Consider the following 25,776-nt stretch of genomic DNA (forward strand, 5'->3'; position numbering starts at 1 on the left):
CTGTCGAGCAGCAACCCGCTGCGTGACCCCGCCGACCGACGGCTCCCGCGTATCGCGGGGCCGTCGGGCCTGGTCATCTTCGGCGTCACGGGCGATTTGTCCCGGAAGAAGCTCATGCCCGCCGTGTACGACCTCGCCAACCGGGGTCTGCTGCCGCCGGGCTTCTCGCTGGTCGGCTTCGCCCGCCGCGAGTGGGAGCACGAGGACTTCGCGCAGGAGGTCCACGACGCCGTCAAGGAGCACGCCCGTACACCCTTCCGTGAGGAGGTCTGGCAGCAGCTCGTCCAGGGCATGCGCTTCGTGCAGGGCACCTTCGACGACGACGACGCCTTCGAGCGGCTGCGCGGCACGATCGAGGAACTCGACAAGGCGCAGGGCACGGGCGGCAACTTCGCCTTCTACCTCTCCGTGCCGCCGCGGTCCTTCCCGGTGGTCATCCAGCAGCTGAAGAAGCACGGGCTGGCCGACCAGACGAGCGGCTCCTGGCGACGCGCGGTCATCGAGAAGCCCTTCGGCCACGACCTCGCCTCGGCCGAGGAGCTCAACAAGGTCGTCCACGAGGTCTTCGGCTCGGACCAGGTCTTCCGCATCGACCACTACCTGGGCAAGGAGACCGTCCAGAACATCATGGCGCTGCGCTTCGCCAACACGATGTTCGAGCCGATCTGGAACCGGTCCTTCGTGGACCACGTGCAGATCACGATGGCCGAGGACATCGGCATCGGCGGCCGGGCCGGTTACTACGACGGCATCGGCGCGGCCCGTGACGTCATCCAGAACCACCTGCTCCAGCTGATGGCCCTCACGGCCATGGAGGAGCCGGCCTCCTTCGACGCGGACGCGCTGGCCGCCGAGAAGACCAAGGTCCTCGGCGCCGTCCGGCTGCCGAAGGACCTGGGCCTCGCCACCGTGCGCGCCCAGTACGCGGCCGGGTGGCAGGGCGGCGAGAAGGCCGTCGGCTACCTCGAAGAGGACGGCATCGACCCCAAGTCGAAGACCGACACCTACGCGGCCGTCAAGCTGGAGGTCGACAACCGCCGCTGGGCGGGCGTCCCCTTCTATCTGCGCACCGGCAAGCGCCTCGGCCGCCGGGTCACCGAGATCGCGGTCGTCTTCCAGCGGGCCCCGCACTCCCCCTTCGACTCCACGGCCACCGAGGAGCTCGGCGCGAACGCGATCGTCATCCGCGTCCAGCCCGACGAGGGCATCACGGTCCGCTTCGGCTCCAAGGTGCCCGGCACCTCGATGGAGATCCGGGACGTGTCGATGGACTTCGCCTACGGCGAGTCCTTCACGGAGTCCTCCCCCGAGGCGTACGAGCGCCTCATCCTCGACGTGCTGCTGGGCGACTCGAACCTCTTCCCCCGCACGGAAGAGGTGGAGCTGTCCTGGAAGATCCTCGACCCGATCGAGCGGTTCTGGGACAAGAACGGCAAGCCCGCGCAGTACCCGTCGGGCACGTGGGGGCCCGTCGAGGCCGACGAGATGCTCGAGCGAGACGGACGGAGCTGGCGCCGGCCATGAAGACAGACCTCACGGACACCACTGCCAGCAAGATCAACAAGGCGTTGGTGCAGGGCAGGCGCGCGATAGGCACGCCCGCCGTCGGCATGGTGCTCACCCTCGTCGTCGTCACGGACGAGGAGAACGCCTACGACGCCCTGAAGGCCGCCAACGACGCTTCGCACGAGCACCCCTCGCGCACGCTCGTGGTCATCAAGCGCGTCTCGCGGTCCCCCCGCGGCCGCACCCAGTCCCGCCTCGACGCCGAGGTACGGCTGGGCGCGGACGCGGGCAGCGGCGAGACGGTGATCCTCCGGCTGTACGGCGAGGTCTCCGACCACGCCCAGTCCGTCGTCCTGCCGCTGCTGCTGCCGGACGCTCCGGTGGTGGTCTGGTGGTCGGTGGACGCCCCGCGCGACCCGGCGGGCGACCCGCTGGGCGCCCTGGGCCAGCGCCGGGTCACCGACAGCTACGCGGCCGAGAAGCCCATCAACGAGCTGCGGGCCCGTGCCGAGAGCTACGAGCCGGGCGACACCGACCTGGCGTGGGCCCGGATCACCCCGTGGCGCTCGATGCTGGCCGCCGCCCTCGACCAGGTCAGCTGTGAGATCGTCTCCGCCGAAGTGGCGGGCGAGGAGGCCAACCCGAGCGTCGAGCTGCTCGCCATGTGGCTCGCCGACCGGCTCCGTGTGCACGTCCGCCGCGCGATCTCGGCCGGTCCGGGTCTGACCCAGGTCCGGATGGAGACGACCGGCGGTCCGATCACGCTGCACCGGTCGGACGGCGCGATGGCCACGCTGGCGCTGCCGGGCCAGCCCGACCGCGCGGTGGCGCTCAAGCGCCGCGAGACGTCCGAGTTGCTCGCGGAGGAGCTGCGCAGGCTCGACCCCGACGACACGTACGCGTCCGCCCTGCGGTTCGGCGTGGACCGGCTGGGCGGGATCCAGTCGGCCGCGGAACGGGAGGCGGAGCGGGCCGAGGCCGCCGGCCAGCCCGCACCGTCCCTCCCGGTCCGCGCGGTGCCCGACTCGGCGGTCGCGGGCCGTGACTCCGCGTCGGCTCCGCCGCCCGCCGCCCCGGCGGGCCACGGCGACGCCGAGCGGCCGACTCCGGCGCAGATGCCCCCGGTCAGGAAAGCGGATCCGCAGTGAGCACTCCCCAGCTGGTCGTGCACCACGACAAGGAACTGATGGCGCAGGCCGCGGCGGCCCGTCTCATCACGAAGATCGTGGACGCCCAGGCCTCCCGGGGCCAGGCGTCCGTGGTCCTCACGGGCGGTCGCAACGGCAACGGCCTGCTGGCCGCACTGGCCTCCGCGCCCGCCCGCGACGCCGTCGACTGGTCCCGGCTGGACCTGTGGTGGGGCGACGAGCGGTTCGTGCCCGAGGGCGACCCGGAGCGCAATGTCACGCAGGCCCGTGAGGCCCTGCTGGACTCCGTCCCGGTGGACCCGAAGCGCGTGCACGCCATGCCCGCGTCCGACGGTCCGTACGGCGCCGACGTGGAGGCGGCCGCGGCCGCCTACGCGGAGGAGCTGGCCCGCGCGGCCGGCCCCGAGAACCATGGCGGCGTGCCCGCCTTCGACGTCCTGATGCTGGGCGTCGGCCCGGACACCCATGTGGCCTCGCTCTTCCCGGAGCTGCCGGCCGTGCGGGAGACCGAGCGCACGGTGGTGGGTGTGCGCGGCGCGCCCAAGCCCCCGCCGACCCGGGTCACCCTCACCCTCCCGGCGATCCGGGCGGCCCGTGAGGTGTGGCTGCTCGCGGCCGGCGAGGACAAGGCGCAGGCCGCGGCGATCGCCCTGTCCGGCGCGGGCGAGATCCAGGCCCCCGCGGCGGGCGCCCGGGGCCGCTCCCGCACCCTGTGGCTGCTGGACACGGCGGCGGCGTCCCGGCTCCCGAGGTCGCTGTACCCTCCGGCCTCCGCCTGACGCGGTCACCGCTCCACAGAACCCGTACGGTCAACCGCCGTACGGGTTCTGCCCGTTGTGGGCCCGGTGGGACCCGTACGGGTTGCCCTGGGGATACGGCTGCCCCGGGCCCGGTGCGTACGGGTGCCCGTACGGGTGTCCGTACTGCTGTCCCTGCGGATGGCCGTACGGGTTCCCCTGCGGCGGGACCCGGGGCGGCGCCCCGGCGGGTGTCGGCGGCAGGGTGGCCGGGTGGGCCGCCAGCCGGATGCCGTACCGCCGCTTGAGGCGGCGCATCTCCAGCAGCGCGAGCCCGGTGACCGTCACCGGTGCGCCAAGGATGAAGACGATGCCCATGGTGAGGCTGAGGCCGTGCAGGTCACCGGTGATCAGATCGGGGACGGCCATCAGCCAGGTCGTCACCGTGGCGAGCAGCGGCGGCAGACAGCGGTGCACGGCGGCGGAACCGAAGAAGTTCCCGGACAGCCGGACGGCGCCGGCCATCACGAAGAAGGCCATCCAGAGGCCCACGAGGGTGAGCAGCATCCTCGGCACCAGCCCGAACATCTCGCTCGACCGGAAGATACCCACGGTCGTCATGACACAGCCGATGAAGAGCAGCAGCAGCTTGAGCGAGTCGAGGAGCGGCCTCTTCAGCTGCCGGACGGTGCCGGTGCGCCGCCAGACGAAGAGCATCACGCCGACCGTCACCGGGGTGAGGAAGAACAGCACGGCGGAGGCGATCGCCGTGTTCTCCAGCATCTCCTCGAAGGCGAAGCCGCCCTCGACGAAGGTGTAGACGCCGACGGCCGCCACCGCTCCCGCGATCACCCTGCCGCGTTTCAGCCGCTCCACCGTCGGATCGAGCGCCTGGGGTATCCACGTCGGATGGAACACCGCCCACGCGGCCTTGTGGGGCTTCAGGAACGAGCAGACGGACAGCGAGCCGTCGGTCCAACTCCTGCGTGCACCGGTCACGTTGCTCTCCCCCGAGAGATCGCCACTCATGATCGCCGGGGAGTCTACGGGAAGCGGACGACCGCCCGCCGCCCGCTTCCCGTTTCGCCCGTCCGGTGACCGCTACCGACCGCGCAGCTCCCGGTACTTGGCGACCAGGGCCTTGGTGGACGCGTCCAGGCCGGGGACCTCGGCACCCTCGGTGAGGGCGGGTTCGACGCGCTTGGCGAGCACCTTGCCGAGCTCCACGCCCCACTGGTCGAAGGAGTCGATGTCCCACACCGCGCCCTGCACGAACACCTTGTGCTCGTAGAGCGCGACGAGCTGGCCGAGGACCGAGGGGGTCAGCTCACGGGCGAGGATCGTGGTCGTGGGGTGGTCGCCCTTGAACGTCTTGTGGGACACCAGCTCCTCCGGCACGCCCTCGGCGCGCACCTCCTCGGGCGTCTTGCCGAAGGCCAGCGCCTGCGTCTGGGCGAAGAAGTTGGCCATCAGCAGGTCGTGCTGTGCCTTGAGTTCGTCGCTCAGCTCGGCGGCCGGCTCGGCGAAGCCGATGAAGTCGGCGGGGATGAGCTTGGTGCCCTGGTGGATGAGCTGGTAGTAGGCGTGCTGCCCGTTGGTGCCCGGCGTGCCCCAGACGACGGGGCCGGTCTGCCAGTCGACCTGCCGGCCGTCCCGGCCTGTGGACTTGCCGTTGGACTCCATGTCCAGCTGCTGGAGGTAGGCGGCGAACTTGGACAGATAGTGGCTGTAGGGCAGCACGGCATGCGACTGCGCGTCGTGGAAGTTGCCGTACCAGATGCCCAACAGACCCAGCAGCAGCGGCACGTTGGACTCTGCGGGGGCGGTCCTGAAGTGCTCGTCGACGAGGTGGAAGCCGTCGAGCATCTCGCGGAAGCGGTCGGGGCCGATGGCGATCATCAGCGACAGGCCGATCGCCGAGTCGAAGGAGTAGCGACCGCCGACCCAGTCCCAGAACTCGAACATGTTGGCCGTGTCGATGCCGAAGTCGGCGACCTTCTCGGCGTTCGTGGACAGCGCGACGAAGTGCTTCGCGACGGCCTGGTCGTCGCCGTCCAGCCCCTTCAGCAGCCAGCTGCGGGCCGAGGTGGCGTTGGTGATCGTCTCGATGGTGGTGAAGGTCTTCGACGCGATGATGAACAGCGTCTGAGCCGGGTCCAGGTCGCGGGTGGCCTCGTGCAGGTCGGCGCCGTCCACGTTGGACACGAAACGGACCGTGAGATCGCGGTCGGTACAGCCGCGCAGCATCTCGTAGGCCATCGCCGGGCCCAGGTCGGAGCCGCCGATGCCGATGTTCACCACGTTGCGGATGCGCCGGCCGGTGTGGCCGGTCCAGGCGCCGGAGCGGACGCGGTCGGCGAAGCCGGCCATCTTGTCGAGGACGGCGTGCACCGCCGGGACGACGTTCTGCCCGTCGACCTCGATCACCGCGTCGCGCGGGGCGCGCAGGGCGGTGTGCAGGACGGCACGGTCCTCGGTGGTGTTGATCTTCTCGCCGCGGAACATGGCGTCGCGCAGCCCGAACACATCGGTGGCAGCGGCCAGTTCACGCAGGTGCCGCAGTGTCTCGTCGGTGACGAGGTGCTTGGAGTAGTCGATGTGCAGGTCACCGACCCGTAGCGTGTATCCCGCGCCGCGCTCGGGGTCGGCGGCGAACAGCTCCCGCAGCCGTACCTCGCCGAGTTCCTCGCGGTGTTTGGCCAGAGCGGTCCACTCGGGCGTCTGGTTGAGCCTCGTACGGCCGTCTGCGTTCATGTCGGACTTCAGCCCTCTTTCCTCATCTGTCCGTGCTGCGCACGCCTTGCCCCGCCGGTTCCAACCTAGTTGATCAGCGCGTCGGGTGAGCGGACGTGCCGCGGTCGTACGGGACAACAACAGGTACGTCCAGCCGGCCCACGGGTATCAACGCGGCGGCGGCGAGTACGCACTACGAGGGGGCTGCCCCGCCGTGGTGGCGCGGCATGAACGAGCCGGCCGGCAGTGGCCGGCCGGCGGGGTGACCGGTCGTCAGGCAGGCGCAGGCCCCGCCGAGGGCCTCGAGGTCCACCAGGGCGCGCCGCACGGGCGCGTGAAGGGCACGACCGAGGGACGGCCCGCGGGCGGACAGCCGCCCGCGCGCGAAACACGTCCGGCCAGGCACCCTCGGGCACCCGGCCGGTCTCGGTTCGTCAGATCTCGCCCCGCAGTTTGGCGAGCGCCTCGGCGAGGATCGCCTCGCCGTCCGCGTCGCTGCGTCGCTCCCGCACATAGGCGAGGTGCGTCTTGTAGGGCTCGGTTCGCGGCGGGTCCGGGGGGTTGTCCCGGTCCTGCCCGGCGGGAAAGCCGCAGCGCGGGCAGTCCCAGGTGTCGGGAACCTGCGCGTCGCTGGCGAAGCTGGGCACCGTTTCGTGTCCGTTGGAGCACCAGAAGGAGATGCGCAGACGCGGCGCGGACTCGCCCCGCTCGGCCTCGCCCATCGGCCCCGCCCCGACCCGGCTTCCTCGGATCGCGTTGCCACTTGCCACGGTCGTAACTCCCTGCGTGATGGTGCCGCAAAGCGAGTCGGCGTTTCGCTTCGCTGCGAGCGCCTCAGTCTACGTAAGGCCCAACGCGCGTCCAGTGATTGGAGTTACAGCTTCCACACCTAGACGCAAGCCCCATGATAGGCCGCGCTCAGCTGCGCGTACCGAACATGGGGCCTTACGTACCGGAATGTGCGTGACTGTGCGAAGCTGATCAGCTGTTCGTCTTCATGACGATGCCGAGAACGATGATGCAGGCGAACCACAGCAGACCGATCACGACGGTGATGCGGTCGAGGTTGCGCTCGGCGACCGAGGAGCCGCCGACGGAGGACTGCATGCCGCCACCGAACATGTCGGAGAGGCCGCCGCCCTTCCCCTTGTGCATCAGCACCAGCAGCATCAGCAGCAGGCTGAAGACGATCAGGGCGATCGAGAACCCCAAAACCACGGCTGGACCAACTTCCTCGGATTCGGATAACGACTCGGACGAACGACGGGGGCATAGCGAAAACCGCTATGCCCCCGCAAGGGTACGACGGATCGCCGCTACCGCATACACACAGCTCGGATCACTGGTCGCGGAAGCGCACGATCTTGACGAACTCGTCGGCGTCCAGCGAGGCACCGCCGACCAGCGCGCCGTCGATGTCGGCCTGCGCCATGATCTCGGCGACGTTGCCGGACTTCACGGAGCCGCCGTACTGGATGCGGACCTTGTCGGCCAGCTCCTGGGTGTAGAGCTCGGCGATCTTGCCGCGGATGGCGGCGCAGACCTCCTGCGCGTCCTCGGCGCCGCAGACCTTGCCGGTACCGATGGCCCAGACGGGCTCGTAGGCGATCACGATGGTCTCGGCCTGCTCTGCCGGGAGGTCCTTCAGACCGCCCTCGACCTGGGTGAGGGTGTGGGAGACGTGGTTGCCCGCCTCGCGGACGTCCAGCTCCTCACCGACGCACAGGATCGGGGTCAGGCCGTGCTTGTAGGCGGCCTTGACCTTGGCGTTCACGAGCTCGTCGGTCTCGTTGTGGTACTGGCGGCGCTCGGAGTGGCCGATCGCCACGAACGTGCACTTCAGCTTGGCGAGCATCGGGCCGGAGATCTCACCGGTGTAGGCACCGGAGTCCTGCGCCGAGATGTCCTGGGCGCCGTACTTGATCTTCAGCTTGTCGCCGTCGACCAGCGTCTGCACGGAGCGCAGGTCGGTGAAGGGCGGCAGGACGGCGACCTCGACGGCCTCGTGGTCCTTGTCGGCCAGGGCGAAGGCGAGCTTCTGGACGTGGGCGATGGCCTCGAGGTGGTTGAGGTTCATCTTCCAGTTGCCCGCCATCAGCGGCGTGCGAGTGGTCATGCGGGGTCAGCCCTCCAGTGCGGCGAGGCCGGGGAGCGTCTTGCCCTCGAGGTATTCGAGGGAGGCGCCACCGCCGGTCGAGATGTGGCCGAATGCGTTCTCGTCGAAGCCCAGGAGGCGGACGGCCGCGGCGGAGTCGCCGCCGCCGACGACCGTGAAGGCCGGGGAATCGATGAGGGCCTGGGCGACCGCCTTGGTGCCCTCGGCGTAGTCGGGGTGCTCGAAGACGCCCATGGGGCCGTTCCAGAAGACGGTGCCGGCGTCGGCGAGCTTCGAGGCGTACAGGACACCGGTCTCGGGACCGATGTCGAGGCCCATCAGGTCGGCGGGGATGGCGTCCGCGGCGACGGTGACGGGGTCGGACGGGGCCTTGGTCCTCAGGTCCGGGAACCGGGCCGCGGCCACGACGTCGACGGGCACGACCAGCTCGACGCCGTTCTTCTCGGCGCGCTCGACGTACTCGTTGACGACGGGCAGCTGATCGTCCTGGACGAGGGAGGCACCGATCTCGTACCCCTTCGCCTTGAGGAAGGTGAAGGCCATGCCGCCGCCGATGAGGATGCGGTCGGCCTTGCCGAGCAGCTGGTCAATGACGGCGAGCTTGTCGGAGACCTTGGAGCCGCCGAGGGCGACGACGTAGGGCCGCTTGACGTCCTCGGTGAGCTGCTTCAGAACGCCGACCTCGGTGGCGATCAGGAAGCCGGCCGCGTGCGGCAGCCGCGCCGGGAGGTCGTAGACGGAGGCATGCTTGCGGTGCACCGCCCCGAAACCGTCGCCGACATAGAGGTCGGCGAGTTCGGCGAGCAGGTCGGCGAAGGCGCCGCGCTCGGCGTCGTCCTTGCTGGTCTCGCCCGCGTTGAAGCGCAGGTTCTCGATGACGGCGACCTGGCCGTCGGCGAGGTCCGCCACCGTGGACCGCGCGGACTCGCCGACCGTGTCGGTCGCGAAGGCCACGACGGAGCCGAGGAGTTCGCCCAGCCGGGCGGCGGCGGGGGCGAGGGAGAAGGCCGGGTCCGGCGCGCCCTTGGGGCGGCCCAGGTGCGAGGCGACGACCACCTTGGCGCCCGCGTCCGCGAGGGCCTTGACGGTGGGCAGCACGGCGCGGATGCGGCCGTCGTCGGTGATGGTGCCGCCGTCGAGCGGCACGTTGAGGTCGGCGCGGACGAAGACCCGCTTGCCTGCGACGCCTTCGGCAAGAAGTTCGTCGATCGTCTTCATTACGGGGGCTCCTGAGGAGGGCTCGTGGTACTCGTGATCACTCGTGGTCGCCGGGGACCGTGAGGAAGGCTGATCCGTACGTGCGTCAGGGCTCGGGCGGCGCGTCCCTGCGCCGCCCGAGCCCTGCACTCACATCGAGGTGCCTGATCCGACGATCAGAGCTGGTTGCCGACGAAGACCGTCAGGTCGACGAGGCGGTTGGAGTAGCCCCACTCGTTGTCGTACCAGCCGAGGATCTTCACCGAGTTGCCCTCCTGGACCATGGTCAGGGAGGAGTCGAAGGTGCAGGAGGCCGGGTCGCTGACGATGTCCGAGGAGACGATCGGGTCCTCGGTGTAGGCCAGGTAGCCCTTGAGGTCGCCGTCCTCGGAGGCCTTCTTGAACGCGGCGTTGACCTCGTCCTTGGTGACCTCGCGCTGGAGCGTCACGACCAGGTCGGTGGCCGAGCCGGTCGGGACCGGGACGCGCATGGCGATGCCGTCCAGCTTGCCCTTGAGCTGCGGGAGGACCAGGGCGGTGGCCTTGGCGGCACCCGTCGTGGTCGGGATGATGTTCTCGGCGGCGGCGCGGGCGCGACGCAGGTCCGAGTGCGGGAAGTCCAGGATGCGCTGGTCGTTGGTGTACGCGTGGACCGTCGTCATCAGACCCTTGACGATGCCGAAGTTCTCGTCGAGGACCTTGGCCATCGGCGCCACACAGTTGGTGGTGCAGGAGGCGTTGGAGATGACGTGGTGCTTGGCCGCGTCGTACTTGTCCTGGTTGACGCCCATCACGATGGTGATGTCCTCGTCCTTGGCCGGAGCCGAGATGAGGACCTTCTTGGCGCCGCCGGCGATGTGCTTCTCGGCGTCGGCCTTCTTGGTGAAGATGCCGGTCGACTCGATCACGATGTCGACGCCCAGGTCGCCCCACGGGATGTCCGCCGGGTTGCGCTCGGACAGCACCTTGATGGTGTGGCCGTCGACGGTGATCGTGTCGGCGGTGTGCGACACCTCGGCCTTGAGGCGGCCCAGGATGGTGTCGTACTTGAGCAGATGTGCGGTGGTCGCGGTGTCACCCAGGTCGTTGACAGCCACGATCTCGATGTCAGCACCCTGCTCCAGCAGCGCGCGGAAGTAGTTACGACCGATGCGGCCAAAGCCGTTGATGCCTACGCGGATCGTCACGAACCGATCTCCTCGTTGGTACGCCGGCTATGCGGTGCCGGCGAGCTGTATTTGGGATGTCCCCGACCACCCACGACCCTACCTCTCCGAGGCCGCCGGAGTGACATCGACTTCGCCCATACACGGCAGGGCGGTCCGTACCCGCCAGTAGGGGTACGGACCGCCCGGACCGGAAGACCCGATCGCTCGATGTGATTACGAACTGTCACACGGAGTTGACAGCCGTTCGTCAGCTCTCAAGTGAGGCGAGCGCCTTCCCGATGAGCGCGACACGGTCGGCCGCCGCGGTGACGTGCTCCAGGCCGAAGCCCAGCAGCACGGTGTCGTCGGTGGTGACCGCTCCGTACGTCTGGAACAGGGCGCCGGTGCGCGTCCAGTCCTTCAGGACGGCCGGGCTGCCCGCGGGCGGACCCGTGACCTGCCAGGCGCCGAGCGAGGTCTCGAAGCCCTCGGTCCCGGTGGCCGTGCCGCCGACGACCAGCGAGGTGTCGTCCGCGAGGACGCCGTGGCCGCCGCTGCCGGGGTCGGTGACATAGGCGATCGATACCTCGACCTGCTTGCCCGCGTAGGCGCTCAGGTCGAAATTCACCTGCTGCCAGCCGCTGGAGGCGCCGGTGAGGGCGTTCCAGGAGCCGGTGCTGCCGGTCGCGGTGCAGTCGCCCGCGCCGAGGGTGAGGTAGTGCCGCAGCCACGGGTGCTCGCCGATGTAGAAGCCGCCGCCGCACTCCGCGGGGACGGCGGTGCTGGTGGCGCCGCCCGCCTCGGGGAGCGTCGTCCAGTCGGCGGCGCCGACCGTGTGGATCTCGACGATCGCGTTGTCGTAGCCGGGCTCGGTGTCCCACAGCAGCTGGGTGCGCAGGGCCGGCTTGCTCGCCGCGCCGACACCGGTGAGGTCGATGGTGCGGGTGAGGCGCTTGTAACCGTCGTCGGTGTGCACGGCGGCCGCCATGTACGAGCCCGTGAACGGCCCGTACGGGTTGACCGTCCCGGCGAACCGGCCGGCTCCCGCGCTGGCGAACTGCGGGTACGCGCCGGCCGGCAGCTCGTCCGAGGTGACGCCGTAGGTGCCCGCCCTGTCGAGCGGGTTGCCCGTCGCCGGGCCGAGGGCCCCGCCGGCACCGGCGAGCTTGCCGGAGCCGGTGAAGCCGGTGGCGCCGGGGGTCGACGTACGGGAGTAGGCGCCCAGGTAGTACTGGCTGAAGTCGTTCGACGGCGTGCCGTCACCGAGGTCGACGTTGCCGCCGGCCAGCTCGCCCGCCTCGATCAGCTTGCCGCCCTCGTTGAGGAAGGCACGCAGTTCGAGCTGGGTCGGGTTGCCGGGGACGCTCGCGCCCGTGTAATGGACGACCGTGTCGAAGTGGCTCAGCACGCCGAGCGCGTCGGGCGCGCCCTGGGTGGCGACGTCCCAGACGATCGCCTTGCGGCCGTTGGCCTTCAGCGCGTCGACGTAGGTCTGCGCCTGTGTGGCGGCCGTGCCTTCCTCGGCCACGACGAGGGTGTCGGCCTTGGCCCGCGCGGCGATCGTGTAGGTGAAGTGCGCGCTGGAGACCTTCTTGCCGTTCTTGGTCCCGCCCGTGAACCACACCTCGACCTTGTCGCCGGGTTTGCCGTCCTGCACCTTGGCCCGGTACTCGTCGTAGTAGAGGTTGTCGTCACCGCCGAAGGTCTCGCCGCCCTTCCAGGCCTTGAGCGCCTGGTCCCGTGTACGGCCGCCGTTGACGCGGTACTTGAGCTCCTTGTCGCGGATCGCCTTGCGTACGACGACGGAGATCTCCTGGTCGGCGCCGCGCGAGTACGAGGTGGCGAACGGCGCCGGGGTGAAGTCGGCGGCGGACAGACCGACCGAGGACTTCGGCTGGTCGGGGTGCGCCGCGGACTCCGCGACGGAGAGCGCGAACGGGACGTTCTTGGCGAACTCGTCCTGGATCAGCTTCTCGTCGTCCGGGAAGTTGAAGACCGACTGGCAGTCGGCGGCGTTCCACTGGTCGTTCGGGTCGATGCCGGACGCGGTCTGGCAGGTCGACATCTCGGGGGTGAACATCGCCGTGCCGTTGACGTTCGCCGCGTGTCCGTCGGCCTCGCCGTTGGTCGTGTACAGCTCCGAGGAGACCTGCGGGTGGTAGCCCGGGACCGCGGAGTTGTCGGGGGTGCCGGCGAGCGCCTTGTAGACGACGTCGTCCGGGGTGTCGGTCGCGACCTGCCAGCCGACGCCGTAGAGCAGCAGTTCGGCGGCGGAGTGGTAGTTGATGCCGTACGTGAACCCGATCCGCTTCTCGAAGGCGTCGAGCGCCTTGGTCTCGGATTCGGAGCCGGGGCTCGCGCCGCGGTAGGTCTGGCTGGTGGGGTTCGGGGACGAACCCTCGTCGTCATAGCCCCACTTGTAGGGGAAGTTGCGGTTGAGGTCCACGCCGTCACCGGTGGAGATCGCGCCGTCGCCGTTGACGTCCCGCAGGTTCTTGCGCCAGAGGCGGTTGTCGGTGTTCTCGAAGGTGTAGTCGTAGCCGTCGGGGTTGGCCGACAGGACGAACCACAGCTCGCTGGAGTCGACGATCTTCTTGACGCGCCGGTCGGTCTTGTAGCTGTCCAGGTAGTAGTGCATCAGCCGCCGGGTCATCTCCGGCGTGATCCACTCCCGCGCGTGCTGGTTGGACATGTAGAGGACCGAGGGCTTGGAGCCGTCCTCGGACTTCTTCGCGTTCTTGGTCAGTTTGAGCGCGAGGATGTCCTGGCCTTTGACCGTCCTGCCGATGGAGACGACCTTGGTGAGGCCCGGGTTCTCCCGGGCGGTGCGCAGGATCTCCTCCTGGAGCCCGCCGCTGCCGCTGTACGGCCGGAACACACCGTCGGCGGCGGCCTCCACTCGGTTCTCCGCCTTGGCCGAAAGTGTGTGCTCGGTGAGGGCGACGCCCTGCTTCTCGAGCTTCTTCGCCTGCTTGTCGGTGAGGTAGACCTCGACCGTCGCGGTGCCCTTCTCGGGCGCCTGCTCGCTGAGTTCGTGACCGTCCTGGCCGGCCGCCAGCAGCAGGGGTACCTGCTGCTTGGTGACCTCGGCGCGGAAGACCTTGACCTCGTCCGCGTCGGGTTTCGGTGTGGTGCCGGGCTGTGCCTGGGCGATGGGTGCGAGTGCCGCTCCGCCGAGCAGCAGCGCGCCGACAGCGAGGATCGATCTCGCTCTTCGTCTCATGAACCCCCCTAGCCTGAGTTCGCCCCAGCAGCGAACTCTGCCAGGCTCATGACAGTTGATGATCCAGTCAAGAGCGCCTCAAAGCCACGCAAACGCCGGTGGTGTCACCCGAACGGGCGACACCACCGGCGTTCTGAAGAGCCGTCAGGGGAGCCGGGGGTCAGCCGACCAGATTGTCGGCCAGGTCGTCGCTGAGGTTGGCGTCCGTGCCCGCGATGCCGAGGTCGGAGGCCCGCTTGTCGGCCATCGCCAGCAGCCGGCGGATCCGTCCGGCGACCGCGTCCTTCGTCAGCGGCGGGTCGGCGAGCGCGCCCAGCTCCTCCAGGGAGGCCTGCTTGTGGTCCATACGGAGCCGGCCGGCCGCCGCGAGGTGTTCGGGCACCTCGTCACCGAGGATCTCCAGGGCGCGCTGGACCCGGGCCCCGGCGGCGACCGCCGCACGCGCCGAGCGGCGCAGATTGGCGTCGTCGAAGTTCGCGAGACGGTTCGCCGTGGCCCGCACCTCGCGGCGCATCCGGCGCTCCTCCCAGGCCAGCACCGACTCGTGCGCGCCCAGCCGGGTGAGCAGCGCACCGATCGCGTCGCCGTCCCGGACCACGACCCGGTCGACTCCGCGCACCTCACGGGCCTTCGCGGCGATGGACAGCCGGCGGGCGGCGCCGACCAGCGCGAGCGCGGCCTCCGGGCCCGGGCAGGTCACCTCCAGGGAGGACGAGCGGCCGGGCTCGGTGAGCGAGCCGTGCGCCAGGAAGGCCCCGCGCCAGGCCGCCTCCGCGTCACAGGTCGCGCCGGACACCACCTGCGGGGGCAGCCCCCGGATCGGGCGGCCACGGCCGTCGACGAGCCCCGTCTGCCGGGCCAGCTGGTCACCGCCCGCGACCACCCGCACCACATAGCGCGAGCCGCGGCGCAGACCGCCCGGAGCCATCACGATCAGCTCCGAACTGTGGCCGAAGATCTCCAGGATGTCCCGCTTGAGCCGGCGCGCCGCCATCGCGGTGTCCAGCTCCGCCTCGATCACGATCCGCCCGCTCACCAGGTGGAGGCCGCCGGCGAACCGCAGAACGGCGGAGACCTCCGCCTTTCTACAGCAGGTCCGGGTGACGGGGAGCCGGGAGATCTCGTCCTTCACCGCTGCCGTCATCGCCATGGGCCGATCCTTCCATGCATCCGAAAAATACGGTCGTACGCGGCAGCCAACAGCTCCGGGTCATGCCTCGGGGTTCCGTCGGGCCGGGCCACCGGCGCCAGCTCGACCGCGGCCCCGAACCTTTTGGCGGCGTCGGTCAGCGAGTCGCGGTCGAGCACGGCGGCCACGTCGGCCAGCACCACGTCCAGGGCGAGTTTAGGGGCGTGTCGTCCCAAAACCTCCAAATGACGCTGCGGGGAGAAGCCGTCGGTTTCTCCGGGCTGCGGGGCGAGGTTCAGGGAGAGCACCCGGCGCGCCTTCGTCTCCATGAGGGCGTCCAGCAGATCGGGCACCAGCAGGTGCGGCATGACCGAGGAGAACCAGGAACCGGGCCCGAGCACCACCCAGTCGGCGTCCAGGACGGCTTCGACCGCCTCCGGGACGGCCGGCGGGTCGTGCGGCACCAGGTGCACGGACTGCACCTCGCCGGGCGTCAACGCCACGGTCGCCTGTCCCCGGACCGTGTCGACGTCGTCCGGCCGCTCCGGATCGTGACCCTTGACGAGCGCCTGGAGCTCCAGAGGTACGGCGGACATGGGCAGCACGCGCCCCTGTGCGCCCAGCAGCTTGCCGACCAGGTCCAGAGCCTGGACATGGTCGCCGAGCTGCTCCCACAGGGCGACGATCAGCAGATTGCCCACCGCGTGGCCGTTGATCTCGCCCTGCGACTGGAAACGGTGCTGGATGACCCGGGCCCAGGTCTGGCCCCAGTCGTCGTCACCGCACAGCGCGGCCAGCGCCTTGCGCAGGTCACCGGGCGGCAGCACGCCCAGCTCCTCACGCAGCCGTCCGCTGGAACCACCGTCGTCGGCCACCGTGACGACACCGGTGAGGTCGCCCGTGATCCGGCGCAGCGCGGTCAGCGAGGCGGACAGTCCCATGCCGCCGCCGAGGGCGACGACCTTGGGCTGGGTGCCGCGGCGGCGCGGTTTGCCGCCGCGTGCCTCGACCGGCCGGACCACACGCCCGTCGGAAGCGCTCCTGCGCAGTCGGCCGAGCCGTGGAGAACGTCCTGTCATTCCCGTCCCATGTCCCGGTGCACGACCACCGTCTCCACGCCCTCGGCCGCGAGACGCGCGGCGAGCTTCTCCGACATGGCCACCGAGCGGTGCTTGCCGCCCGTACAGCCGACCGCGATGGTCACATAGCGCTTGCCCTCCCGGCGGTAGCCCGCGGCGACCAGCTGGAGGAGCTCGGCGTACCGGTCGAGGAACTCCTTGGCGCCGGGCTGGTTGAGGACGTACGCCGACACCTCCTCGTTGAGGCCGGTGTAGGGGCGCAGCTCCGGGACCCAGTGCGGGTTGGGCAGGAAGCGCATGTCCACGACCAGGTCGGCGTCGACCGGCAGGCCGTACTTGAAGCCGAAGGACATCACGGTGGCCCGCAGCTCGGGCTCCTCGTCGCCGGCGAACTGGGCGTCCATCTTGGCGCGCAGTTCGTGCACGTTGAGGCTGGAGGTGTCGATCACCAGGTCGGCGTCGCCGCGCAGCTCACGCAGCAGCTCGCGCTCGGCGTCGATGCCGTCGACGATGCGGCCGTCGCCCTGGAGGGGGTGCGGACGGCGCACGGACTCGAAGCGGCGCACCAGGGCGTCGTCGGAGGACTCCAGGAAGACGATCCGCCGGGTGACGCCCTTCGACTCGAGGTCGGCGAGGGACTCGCGGAGGTTGTCGAAGAAGCGCCGGCCCCGGACGTCGACGACGACCGCGATCCGCGCCACGTTGCCCTGGGAGCGGGCGCCCAGCTCCACCATGGTGGGGATCAGGGCGGGCGGGAGGTTGTCGACGACGAACCAGCCGAGGTCCTCCAGACACTTGGCTGCCGTCGAGCGACCCGCCCCGGACATGCCGGAGATGATCACCAGCTCGGGGATGGCCGCGTCGGGGATCCCGGGCGGCGTGACGTCCGTACTCACCTGTGCTCCGTCTTCCTGGCGTACTTCTTGCTGAGGGCTGTCGGGGACCGCGGGGTGCGTGGTGGAATCCTCGCCTGGTTCCCTGGGTCCCTGCTGAGGCGCGGCTGTGGGCACAGTAGTGGGCGCCTGTTCCTGCTCCGCTGTGGGGTGTGCGTCGTGCTCGTGCTCGGTCATGTCTCCTGCCCCCGTCGTTCTTCCGGAGCGCCCGTCGTCACGGGGTCTCCGGGGGAACCCGCCGTCGTATCGGGTTCCTCATCATCAATGATCTCTCCGGTCGCCGTGTTCACGGCGGGGGCGGGCGATGCCGCCCGGGCGAGGGCCACGGCGATGGTCTCGGCCGTCTTGCGGCCTATCCCCGGAACCTCGCAGATCTGTTCGATCGTCGCGGCCCGGAGCCTCTTCACCGAGCCGAAGTGTTTGATCAGTGCCTGCTTGCGCGTCTCGCCGAGGCCGGGCACCTCGTCCAGGGGGCCGGCGCGGAAGCGCTTGGCCCGCTTGGTGCGCTGGTAGGTGATGGCGAAGCGGTGGGCCTCGTCGCGCACGCGCTGGAGCAGATAGAGACCCTCGCTGCTGCGGGGCAGGACGACCGGGTCGTCGTCGTCCGGCACCCAGACCTCTTCCAGGCGCTTGGCGAGACCGCAGACGGCGATGTCGTCGATGCCGAGCTCGTCCAGCGCCCGCTTGGCCGCCGCGACCTGCGGTTGTCCGCCGTCGACGACGACGAGCTGAGGCGGGTAGGCGAAGCGCTTGGGGCGGCCGTCATCGTCCTTGAGGCTGCTGGTGAGGGGCGCTTCGGTGGCGTCGGTCAGGGGCGCGTCGGTGAGGGGCGTCCCGGTGGCGTCGGCGAGCGGGTTCTCGCCGTCGGTCCACTCCCCCGTCCGCTCCTTCTCGGCGATGTAGCGCCTGAAGCGGCGGGTGATCACCTCGTGCATGGAGCGGACGTCGTCCTGCCCCTCGAAGCCCTTGATCTGGAAGCGGCGGTACTCGCTCTTGCGCTGCAGGCCGTCCTCGAAGACGACCATGGAGGCCACCACGTCGTCGCCCTGGAGGTGCGAGATGTCGTAGCACTCGATCCGGAGCGGCGCGCTGTCCAGGTCGAGGGCCTCGGCGATCTCCTCCAGGGCGCGCGAGCGCGTGGTCAGGTCGGAGGCGCGCCTGGTCTTGTGCAGGACGAGCGCCTGCTGCGCGTTGCGCTCGACGGTCTCCATCAGGGCCTTCTTGTCGCCCCGCTGCGGGATGCGCAGCGAGACGTTGGACCCGCGCCGCTCGGTGAGCCACTCCTGGACGGGTTCGACGGGCTCGGGCAGCGCCGGGACCAGGACCTCCTTGGGCACGGAGTCGCCCCGCTCCTCGCCGTACAGCTGCTGGAGGGCGTGCTCGACGAGGGCGCCGGTCGTGACGTCCTCGACCTTGTCGGTCACCCAGCCGCGCTGGCCGCGGACGCGTCCGCCGCGCACGTGGAAGATCTGGACGGCCGCCTCCAGCTCGTCCTCGGCGACCGCGATCAGGTCGGCGTCCGTCGCGTCCGCGAGCACGACCGCGTTCTTCTCCATGGCCTTCTTCAGGGCCTCTATGTCGTCGCGCAGGCGGGCGGCCCGCTCGTACTCCATCTCCTCGGCCGCCTCCGTCATCTGCTTCTCCAGCCGGCGGAGGTAGGTGCCGGTGCGGCCGGTCATGAAGTCGCAGAACTCCTCGGCGAGTTCGCCGTGCTCCTCGGCGGAGACCCGGCCGACGCACGGCGCGGAGCACTTGCCGATGTAGCCGAGCAGACAGGGCCGGCCGGTGCGGGCGGCGTTCTTGAAGACGCCGGCGGAGCAGGTGCGCACGGGGAAGACCCGCAGGAGCAGGTCGACGGTGTCCCGGATCGCCCACGCGTGCGCGTACGGCCCGAAATACCTGACGCCCTTCTTCTTGTGGCCGCGCATCACCTGGACGCGCGGGAACTCCTCGTTCATCGTCACCGCGAGGTAGGGATAGCTCTTGTCGTCGCGGTACTTGACGTTGAACCGGGGGTCGTACTCCTTGATCCAGGAGTACTCCAGCTGGAGCGCCTCGACCTCCGTGGACACCACCGTCCACTCCACCGACGCGGCCGTGGTGACCATCGTGCGGGTGCGCGGGTGAAGACCGGACAGGTCCTGGAAGTAGTTCGCCAGGCGCTGACGCAGGCTCTTCGCCTTTCCGACGTAGATCACCCGGCGGTGCTCGTCGCGGAATCGGTACACCCCGGGGGAGTCCGGGATCTGTCCCGGCTTGGGGCGGTAACTGGAGGGGTCGGCCATGTCTCACACCCTACTGGCGCGGGGTGACACTCCGGCGGGCTGTGGACGACGGCCTGGTGTCCGACGGGCCTGTGGACAAGCGGGGCGTCGAGGGCGGGACCCGGAGGCATCGACTCGGCCACACGCATGTGCCACTCGGGCATCAGGTGTTGTCGGGACTTGGTCAACACGCTTCAATGCGGGGGGACTCGGGCCCTGAGGGCCTCCCTACGGATGTGAAGGAGCTCCGGCGACGCCGGAAAGGCCCCGACCACCCGCACGAACGGTCCGACCAGCCGTCGTGAGCATTCACAGAGAGGCCCCTGCATGCCGCACGCCACACAGCACGCGGACGCCGCCGTCGACGCCGCCTCCGCGGAACTGGACACGGCCCTGCGAGGCGGTCCTTTCCATGTGGCGTTGCGTGCCGCGATCGCCGCCCGTGGCCTGCCCCTGCAACGCGTCCAGCACCATCTGTCGCGGTACGGGGTGAAGGTGGGCGTGACCAGTCTGAGCTACTGGCAGCAGGGCGCCCGGCGGCCGCAGCGCCCCGAGTCGCTGCGCGCCGTGCGTGCGCTGGAGGAGATCCTGCACCTGCCGGACGAGTCCCTGATCCGGCTGCTCGCGGAGCCCGACGGCGGGGACGGCGGCGCGGTGACCGGGCAGTCCGCGGGCCGCTCCTACCGCTCGCTGCTGGAGGCCTCCGGGATTCTCGAACAGCTGCTCGGCGAACTGGAGTGCCCCGTCGACGGGGGGCTGCACATCCTGGGCCACCATGAGCGGGTCCGCATCGGCTCGCGCCGTGAGCTGCTGGGACGCGAGTCGCAGCACATCGTGCGCGCGCACCGCGACGGCGTCGACCGCTTCGTGGCCGTCCATCACGGCGACCCCGGCTGCTCTCCGGAACGGATGACGGTGCACGCCCTGGAGAACTGCCGGGCCGGCCGGGTGCGCAGCCACCACGACACCGGCGTGCTCGTGGCGGAACTCCACTTCGACACCCGGCTGAGGGCCGGCGACACCTTCCTCTTCCGCTACGCCGTCGAGGACGGCACCGCCGACGTGTCCCGTGAGTACGTCCGCGGTTTCGGTGCGGCGGGCGGCCAGTACGCCCTCCAGATCCGCTTCGCCGAGAACGCCGTGCCCGTGCGCTGCCACCGGTTCACCCAGCACTCGGCGGCGGCCCCGCGCGGCGGCCGCCAGGAGCTGCCGCTCAGCGGCCGGCACCGTTCGGTGCACCTCGTCGAGCCTCGGGTGCGGTCCGGCATGGTCGGCATCGGCTGGGACTGGGAGTGAACGGCGCAGACTTTTACTCGCGGCTCCGGAATGGGGTAGCTTCCCGGCCTGCGGCTCACCTGCTCCTGCGTCCGTCGCGCCGGGTGCGGCTGCCCCGCGGGTACGGTCCGAGCGGCCGCAGAAAGCCAGAGAGAGGAACCGCCCCGTGATCGTCGTCGCCGGTGAGGCCCTGATCGACCTGGTACCGCAGGGCACGGGCGCCCTCGCGGGTCTCCAGCCGGCGCTCGGCGGCGGCCCCTACAACACGGCCGTCGCCCTCGGCCGCCTGGGCTCCCCCACGGCCTTCTGTTCCCGCACCTCGCTGGACGCCTTCGGCGAGGCGCTGCTCGCCGGGCTGCGGGACTCGGCCGTGGACGTGTCCGCCGTGCAGCGCGGCACCGAGCCGACCACGCTCGCGGTCGCCACCCTCGACGGGAACGGTTCGGCCGCCTACTCCTTCTACGTCGACGGCACCGCCGACCGCCTGTTCACGGCCCCGGCCGCCCTGCCCGCGGGCACGCGCGCGGTGTCCTTCGGGACCTGCTCCCTGATCCTCGAACCGGGTGCGAGCGCGTACGAGGAGCTGATGCGGACCGCAGCGGCGCAAGGACTGTTCACGGCGCTCGACCCGAACATCCGGGCCGGGCTGATCCCCGACGCCGACGCCTACCGGGCCCGCTTCAAGAGCTGGCTGCCCTCGGTGTCCCTGCTCAAGCTCTCCGAGGAGGACGCGGCGTGGCTGGGCGGCACCCCGCGCGAGTGGCTGTCCGCCGGTCCCTCGGCCGTCGTGATCACCCAGGGCGGCGACGGGCTGGCCGCCTTCACCCAGGGCGGGGCCGTGTACTCGGTGCCGGGCGAGCGGGTGGACGTGGTGGACACCATCGGCGCCGGGGACACCGTGAACGCGGCTCTGCTGCACGGGCTTTCGGTGCGGGACGCCCTGTCCCCGGCGGGCCTCGCGGGCCTGGGCGCCGACGGCTGGGAGCGGTTGCTGCGGTTCGCCGCCCGCGCGGCGGCGATCACCTGCTCCCGGGCCGGCGCGGAGCCGCCGTACGCCTCCGAACTGGGCGCCTTCCCGGACCCGTCCTAGGTGCAGCCGGTGCAGCCGGTGCAGCCGGTGCAGCCGGTGCAGCCGGTGCAGCCGGTGCAGCCGGTGCAGCCGGTGCAGCCGGTGCAGCCGGTGCAGCCGGTGCAGCCGGTGCAGCCGGTGCAGCCGGTGCAGCCGGTGCAGCCGGTGGAACGACGGACGGCGCCTCGCGGGAGTTCCCGCGGGGCGCCGTCGCTTTCACCGGCTCGCCGGGCCTCTCGGCCCGGGTCTTGAGCGGGCCGCGCGGCCCGTGTCGGTCAGGCCTTGCGAGCCCGCGTGGTCTTCTTCGCGGGGGTCGCCTTCGTGGTCGCCCCGGCGGCCTTCTTGGCCGCCGTGTTGTTCGCGGCGGTCGTCCGGCCCGTGGCCGTCTTGGCGGTCGTCGTCTTGGCGGTCGCGGTCTTGCGCGCGGTCGTCTTCGCCGCGACCGTCTTCTTCGCCGCCGCCTTGCGCGGGGCCTTCACCGGAGCCGCGTCGCTGATCCGGTCGGCGCCGAGCACCTCCCGCAGGAACTTGCCGGTGTGGCTGGTCGACACTCCGGCGATCTCCTCCGGCGTGCCCTCGGCGATGACGAGGCCACCGCCGGCGCCGCCCTCGGGACCCATGTCGACGACCCAGTCCGCGGTCTTGATCACGTCGAGGTTGTGCTCGATGACGATGACCGTGTTGCCCTTGTCGACCAGGCCCGCGAGCACCTTCAGAAGCTTGCTGATGTCCTCGAAGTGCAGGCCCGTCGTCGGCTCGTCCAGGACGTAGACCGTGCGGCCGGTGGAGCGGCGCTGGAGCTCGCTGGCGAGCTTCACACGCTGTGCCTCACCGCCGGACAGGGTGGTCGCGGACTGACCGAGCCGGACGTAGCCGAGGCCGACGTCCTTCAGGGTGTTGAGGTGGCGGGCGATCGCGGGGACGGCCTCGAAGAACTCCGTCGCCTCCTCGATCGGCATGTTCAGGACGTCGGCGATGGACTTGCCCTTGTAGTGGACCTCCAGGGTCTCCCGGTTGTAGCGGGCGCCGTGGCAGACCTCGCACGGGACGTAGACGTCCGGGAGGAAGTTCATCTCGATCTTGATGGTGCCGTCGCCCGCGCAGTTCTCGCAGCGGCCGCCCTTGACGTTGAAGGAGAAGCGGCCCGGCAGATAGCCGCGGACCTTCGCCTCGGTGGTCTCCGCGAACAGCTTGCGGACGTGGTCGAAGACACCGGTGTACGTGGCCGGGTTGGACCGGGGGGTGCGGCCGATGGGCGACTGGTCGACGTGCACGACCTTGTCGACGAGGTCGTCGCCGTCCACGCGCGTGTGCCGCCCCGGCACGCTCCTCGCGCCGTTCAGCTCGCGGGCCAGGTGCGTGTAGAGGATGTCGTTGACCAGCGTCGACTTGCCGGATCCGGAGACACCCGTGACCGCGGTGAACACGCCCAGCGGGAAGGACACGTCGATGTCCTGGAGGTTGTTCTCGCGGGCGCCGTGGACGGTGAGCCTGCGGGACGGGTCCTGCGGGCGCCGGATGTCGGGCACCGGGATCGCCTTCTTGCCGGACAGGTACTGCCCGGTCTGCGACTCGGTGTTGGCGAGCAGTTCCTTCAGGCCGCCGCTGTGCACGACCTTGCCCCCGTGCTCGCCGGCGCCGGGACCGATGTCGACGATCCAGTCGGCGACCTTGATGGTGTCCTCGTCGTGCTCGACGACGATCAGCGTGTTGCCCATGTCCCGCAGCCGGACCAGGGTCTCGATCAGCCGGTGGTTGTCACGCTGGTGCAGGCCGATGGACGGCTCGTCGAGGACGTACAGGACGCCGACGAGGCCGGAGCCGATCTGGGTGGCCAGGCGGATGCGCTGGGCCTCGCCGCCGGAGAGCGTGCCGGCCGCGCGGTTGAGCGAGAGGTAGTCGAGACCGACGTCGACGAGGAACCGCAGCCGCTCGTTGACCTCCTTCAGGACCCGCTCGGCGATCTTCTTGTCGCGGGCGTCGAGCTTCAGCTCGCCCAGGAAGTCCGCGCAGTCGCTGATGGACATCCCGGAGACCTCGGCGATGGACTTCCCCATGACCGTGACCGCGAGGACGAGCGGCTTGAGGCGCGTGCCCTCACAGGTGGGACAGGGCACCTCGCGCATATAGCCCTCGAAGCGCTCCCGGCTGGCGTCGCTCTCGGCCTCGCCGTGCCGGCGCTTCACGAACGGGAGGGCGCCCTCGAAGGGGGTCGTGTAGACGCGCTCGCGCCCGTACCTGTTGCGGTAGCGGACCTCGATCTGCGTCTTGTGGCCGTGCAGCAGGGCCTTCCTGGCGCGCAGCGGCAGCCCCGCGAAGGGGATGTCCGTACGGAAGCCGAGCGCGTCCGCGAGGGCGCCGATCAGCCGGCCGAAGTAGTCCTTGGTGTGGCCGTGCGACCAGGGGTGGATGGCGCCCTCGTCGAGGGACTTGTCCTCGTCCGGGACGATCAGCTCGGGGTCGACCTCCATGCGCGTGCCGATGCCGGAGCACTCGGGGCAGGCGCCGAAGGGCGAGTTGAAGGAGAAGGAGCGGGGCTCCAGCTCCTCGAAGGACAGGTCGTCGTACGGGCAGTACAGGTGCTCCGAGTACATGCGCTCGCGCTCGGGGTCGTCCTCGGGGAGGTCGACGAAGTCGAGCACGACCATGCCGCCGGCGAGGCCGAGCGCGGTCTCCACCGAGTCGGTGAGCCGGCGCTTGGCGGACTCCTTCACCGTGAGGCGGTCGATGACCACCTCGATGGTGTGCTTCTCCTGCTTCTTCAGCGTGGGCGGGCTGGACAACTGGATCGTCTCGCCGTCGACCCGCGCGCGGGAGTAGCCCTTGGTCTGGAGGTCGGCGAAGAGGTCGACGAACTCTCCCTTGCGCTCGCGCACCAGCGGCGACAGCACCTGGAAGCGGCTTCCCTCGGGCAGCTCCAGGACCCGGTCGACGATGGCCTGCGGCGACTGCCGCGTGATCGGGCGGGAGCACTCGGGGCAGTGCGGCTTGCCGATGCGCGCGAAGAGCAGGCGCAGGTAGTCGTAGACCTCGGTGATGGTGCCGACCGTGGAGCGCGGGTTGCGCGAGGTCGACTTCTGGTCGATGGAGACGGCCGGGGAGAGGCCCTCGATGAAGTCGACGTCCGGCTTGTCCATCTGGCCGAGGAACTGCCGGGCGTACGAGGAGAGGGACTCGACGTAGCGCCGCTGGCCCTCGGCGAAGATGGTGTCGAAGGCCAGCGAGGACTTGCCCGACCCCGACAGGCCCGTGAAGACGATGAGCGAGTCGCGTGGCAGGTCGAGCGAGACATTCTTGAGGTTGTGCTCGCGCGCGCCACGGACGATGAGACGGTCGGCCACGCCGGTCCGCACCTTTCTTGAGAGAAGTGACAGGGGCGGGGCCCCCGTCTTTCTCAGACTAGGGCGAGCCACTGACAACGCCGGTCGGGATTCACCGGTTCACAACAATCCCCGGCCTTCCAGCATGCCCGACGCCGCCACCGACCATATAGCACGCGCATTCGATTTGCGGGCTCGGTCGACCACCTTCACCCGAAGGGGTGGCGAGGCTAGGGTCAGCAGCATGATTGATCACGCTCATGACCTGGAGTCTGTACGTGAAGCGACCGAGCGGCTCCTCACCGCAGTCGCCGAACTGGACAACGCGTCGGCGGCCGAGCCGTCACGCCTGCCCGGCTGGAGCCGCGGACATGTCCTGGCTCACATCGCCCGCAACGCGGACGCCCTCGCGAACGTCCTCGAGGGCCGCCCCATGTACGCCGACGCATTCGTCCGCGACGCCGACATCGAGCGGGACGCCCCGCGCCCCCTGGACGTCCAGCTCACGGACGTACGGGAGAGCGCGGCCCGCTTCCAGGCGACGGGAGCCGTGCCCGCGGACTGGTCACGCACGGTGGAGCTGCGCAACGGGGTCGTCGACGCGGCGGCCCGCGTGCCGTTCCGGCGGTGGGTGGAGGTGGAGCTGCACACCGTGGACCTCGGCATCGGCTACGAGCTGGAGGACCTGCCTGAGGAGTTCACCGCGCGGGAGATCGAGTTCCTCGCGGAGCGGTTCACCGGGCGGGCCGACGTGCCGCCGACGCGCCTGACGGACGGCACGCGCGCGTGGCACACGGGCCGTGCGGCCGAGCGGCCCGAGGTGACCGTCACCGGCACCCCCGCGGACCTCCTGGGCTGGCTCGCCGGGCGTCGCGACGGTTCCGGTCTGACGGCGGACGGCGGGCCGCTGCCGGCCCTTCCGCCGCTATAGGCTGCCGC

General features: G+C 70.4%; 19 protein-coding genes. 6 read left to right on the top strand and 13 right to left on the bottom strand.

The features are described from left to right. From zwf to pgl, 3 genes are read left to right on the top strand one after another with little or no spacing between them, the layout of a single operon-like run. On the top strand, positions 1-1,524 hold the full coding sequence (gene zwf / locus OG736_RS11925) for a glucose-6-phosphate dehydrogenase (protein WP_327187585.1): 1,524 nt from the start codon (positions 1-3) through the stop codon (positions 1,522-1,524). After that, entirely contained in the window at positions 1,521-2,654 is a 1,134-nt protein-coding gene (gene opcA, locus OG736_RS11930; protein WP_327182411.1) for a glucose-6-phosphate dehydrogenase assembly protein OpcA, read from the top strand. The genes zwf and opcA overlap by 4 nt, the downstream gene beginning before the upstream one ends. Continuing rightward, entirely contained in the window at positions 2,651-3,433 is a 783-nt protein-coding gene (gene pgl, locus OG736_RS11935) for a 6-phosphogluconolactonase (RefSeq protein ID WP_327182412.1), read from the top strand. The genes opcA and pgl overlap by 4 nt, the downstream gene beginning before the upstream one ends. Before the next feature lie 30 nt (positions 3,434-3,463). Here the strand turns inward: pgl and OG736_RS11940 are convergent, their stop codons facing one another. The 12 genes from OG736_RS11940 to uvrC all read right to left on the bottom strand — a co-directional run bounded on the left by OG736_RS11940 (position 3,464) and on the right by uvrC (position 19,194). Next, positions 3,464-4,390 carry a hypothetical protein gene (locus tag OG736_RS11940; protein ID WP_327182413.1) on the bottom strand — a complete coding sequence of 309 codons (927 nt, stop codon included), beginning with the start codon at positions 4,388-4,390 and terminating at the stop codon, positions 3,464-3,466. Between the two features lie 102 nt (positions 4,391-4,492). Beyond that, positions 4,493-6,145: a glucose-6-phosphate isomerase gene (gene pgi / locus OG736_RS11945; protein ID WP_327182414.1), complete on the bottom strand. Its 1,653-nt coding sequence runs from the start codon at positions 6,143-6,145 to the stop codon at positions 4,493-4,495. 413 nt (positions 6,146-6,558) lie between these two features. Beyond that, complete coding sequence (locus OG736_RS11950; protein WP_078077905.1) at positions 6,559-6,894, bottom strand: RNA polymerase-binding protein RbpA; 336 nt, start codon at positions 6,892-6,894, stop codon at positions 6,559-6,561. 211 nt (positions 6,895-7,105) lie between these two features. After that, a complete protein-coding gene (gene secG / locus OG736_RS11955) occupies positions 7,106-7,336 on the bottom strand; it encodes a preprotein translocase subunit SecG (RefSeq protein ID WP_020131907.1) in 231 nt (76 codons plus the stop codon). Between the two features lie 127 nt (positions 7,337-7,463). Then, positions 7,464-8,240 (bottom strand): triose-phosphate isomerase, encoded by a 777-nt coding sequence (gene tpiA, locus OG736_RS11960; RefSeq protein WP_327182415.1) that lies wholly within the window; start codon positions 8,238-8,240, stop codon positions 7,464-7,466. A gap of 6 nt (positions 8,241-8,246) precedes the next feature. Then, complete coding sequence (locus OG736_RS11965; protein ID WP_327182416.1) at positions 8,247-9,458, bottom strand: phosphoglycerate kinase; 1,212 nt, start codon at positions 9,456-9,458, stop codon at positions 8,247-8,249. 155 nt (positions 9,459-9,613) lie between these two features. Continuing rightward, positions 9,614-10,624 carry a type I glyceraldehyde-3-phosphate dehydrogenase gene (gap, locus tag OG736_RS11970; protein ID WP_327182417.1) on the bottom strand — a complete coding sequence of 337 codons (1,011 nt, stop codon included), beginning with the start codon at positions 10,622-10,624 and terminating at the stop codon, positions 9,614-9,616. Between the two features lie 229 nt (positions 10,625-10,853). Further along, positions 10,854-13,808: a M14 family metallopeptidase gene (locus OG736_RS11975; protein WP_327182418.1), complete on the bottom strand. Its 2,955-nt coding sequence runs from the start codon at positions 13,806-13,808 to the stop codon at positions 10,854-10,856. 160 nt (positions 13,809-13,968) lie between these two features. Then, positions 13,969-14,958, bottom strand: coding sequence for a DNA-binding protein WhiA (whiA, locus tag OG736_RS11980; RefSeq protein ID WP_327182419.1), 990 nt, complete (start codon positions 14,956-14,958; stop codon positions 13,969-13,971). After that, positions 14,949-16,016 carry a gluconeogenesis factor YvcK family protein gene (locus tag OG736_RS11985; RefSeq protein WP_028807185.1) on the bottom strand — a complete coding sequence of 356 codons (1,068 nt, stop codon included), beginning with the start codon at positions 16,014-16,016 and terminating at the stop codon, positions 14,949-14,951. Before OG736_RS11985 ends, whiA begins: the two co-directional genes overlap by 10 nt. After that, positions 16,013-17,086, bottom strand: coding sequence for an RNase adapter RapZ (rapZ, locus tag OG736_RS11990; RefSeq protein ID WP_327182420.1), 1,074 nt, complete (start codon positions 17,084-17,086; stop codon positions 16,013-16,015). The genes OG736_RS11985 and rapZ overlap by 4 nt, the downstream gene beginning before the upstream one ends. Then, a complete protein-coding gene (gene uvrC / locus OG736_RS11995; protein WP_327182421.1) occupies positions 17,083-19,194 on the bottom strand; it encodes an excinuclease ABC subunit UvrC in 2,112 nt (703 codons plus the stop codon). The genes rapZ and uvrC overlap by 4 nt, the downstream gene beginning before the upstream one ends. 306 nt (positions 19,195-19,500) lie before the next feature. On the opposite strand from uvrC, the gene OG736_RS12000 reads away from it, so the two are divergent. After that, positions 19,501-20,469 (top strand): hypothetical protein, encoded by a 969-nt coding sequence (locus OG736_RS12000; RefSeq protein ID WP_327182422.1) that lies wholly within the window; start codon positions 19,501-19,503, stop codon positions 20,467-20,469. A 145-nt stretch (positions 20,470-20,614) separates the two neighbouring features. Then, complete coding sequence (locus tag OG736_RS12005; RefSeq protein WP_327182424.1) at positions 20,615-21,538, top strand: carbohydrate kinase family protein; 924 nt, start codon at positions 20,615-20,617, stop codon at positions 21,536-21,538. Between the two features lie 254 nt (positions 21,539-21,792). Here OG736_RS12005 and uvrA read toward each other — a convergent pair whose 3' ends face one another. Then, on the bottom strand, positions 21,793-24,858 hold the full coding sequence (uvrA, locus tag OG736_RS12010; protein ID WP_327182425.1) for an excinuclease ABC subunit UvrA: 3,066 nt from the start codon (positions 24,856-24,858) through the stop codon (positions 21,793-21,795). A 223-nt stretch (positions 24,859-25,081) separates the two neighbouring features. Here uvrA and OG736_RS12015 point away from each other — a divergent pair, with 223 nt between their 5' ends. Beyond that, a complete protein-coding gene (locus OG736_RS12015) occupies positions 25,082-25,768 on the top strand; it encodes a maleylpyruvate isomerase family mycothiol-dependent enzyme (RefSeq protein ID WP_327182426.1) in 687 nt (228 codons plus the stop codon). Positions 25,769-25,776 lie beyond the last annotated feature (8 nt).

The sequence above is a fragment of the Streptomyces sp. NBC_01334 genome (genome assembly GCF_035983595.1).
GTDB classification, from domain to species: domain Bacteria; phylum Actinomycetota; class Actinomycetes; order Streptomycetales; family Streptomycetaceae; genus Streptomyces; species Streptomyces coriariae.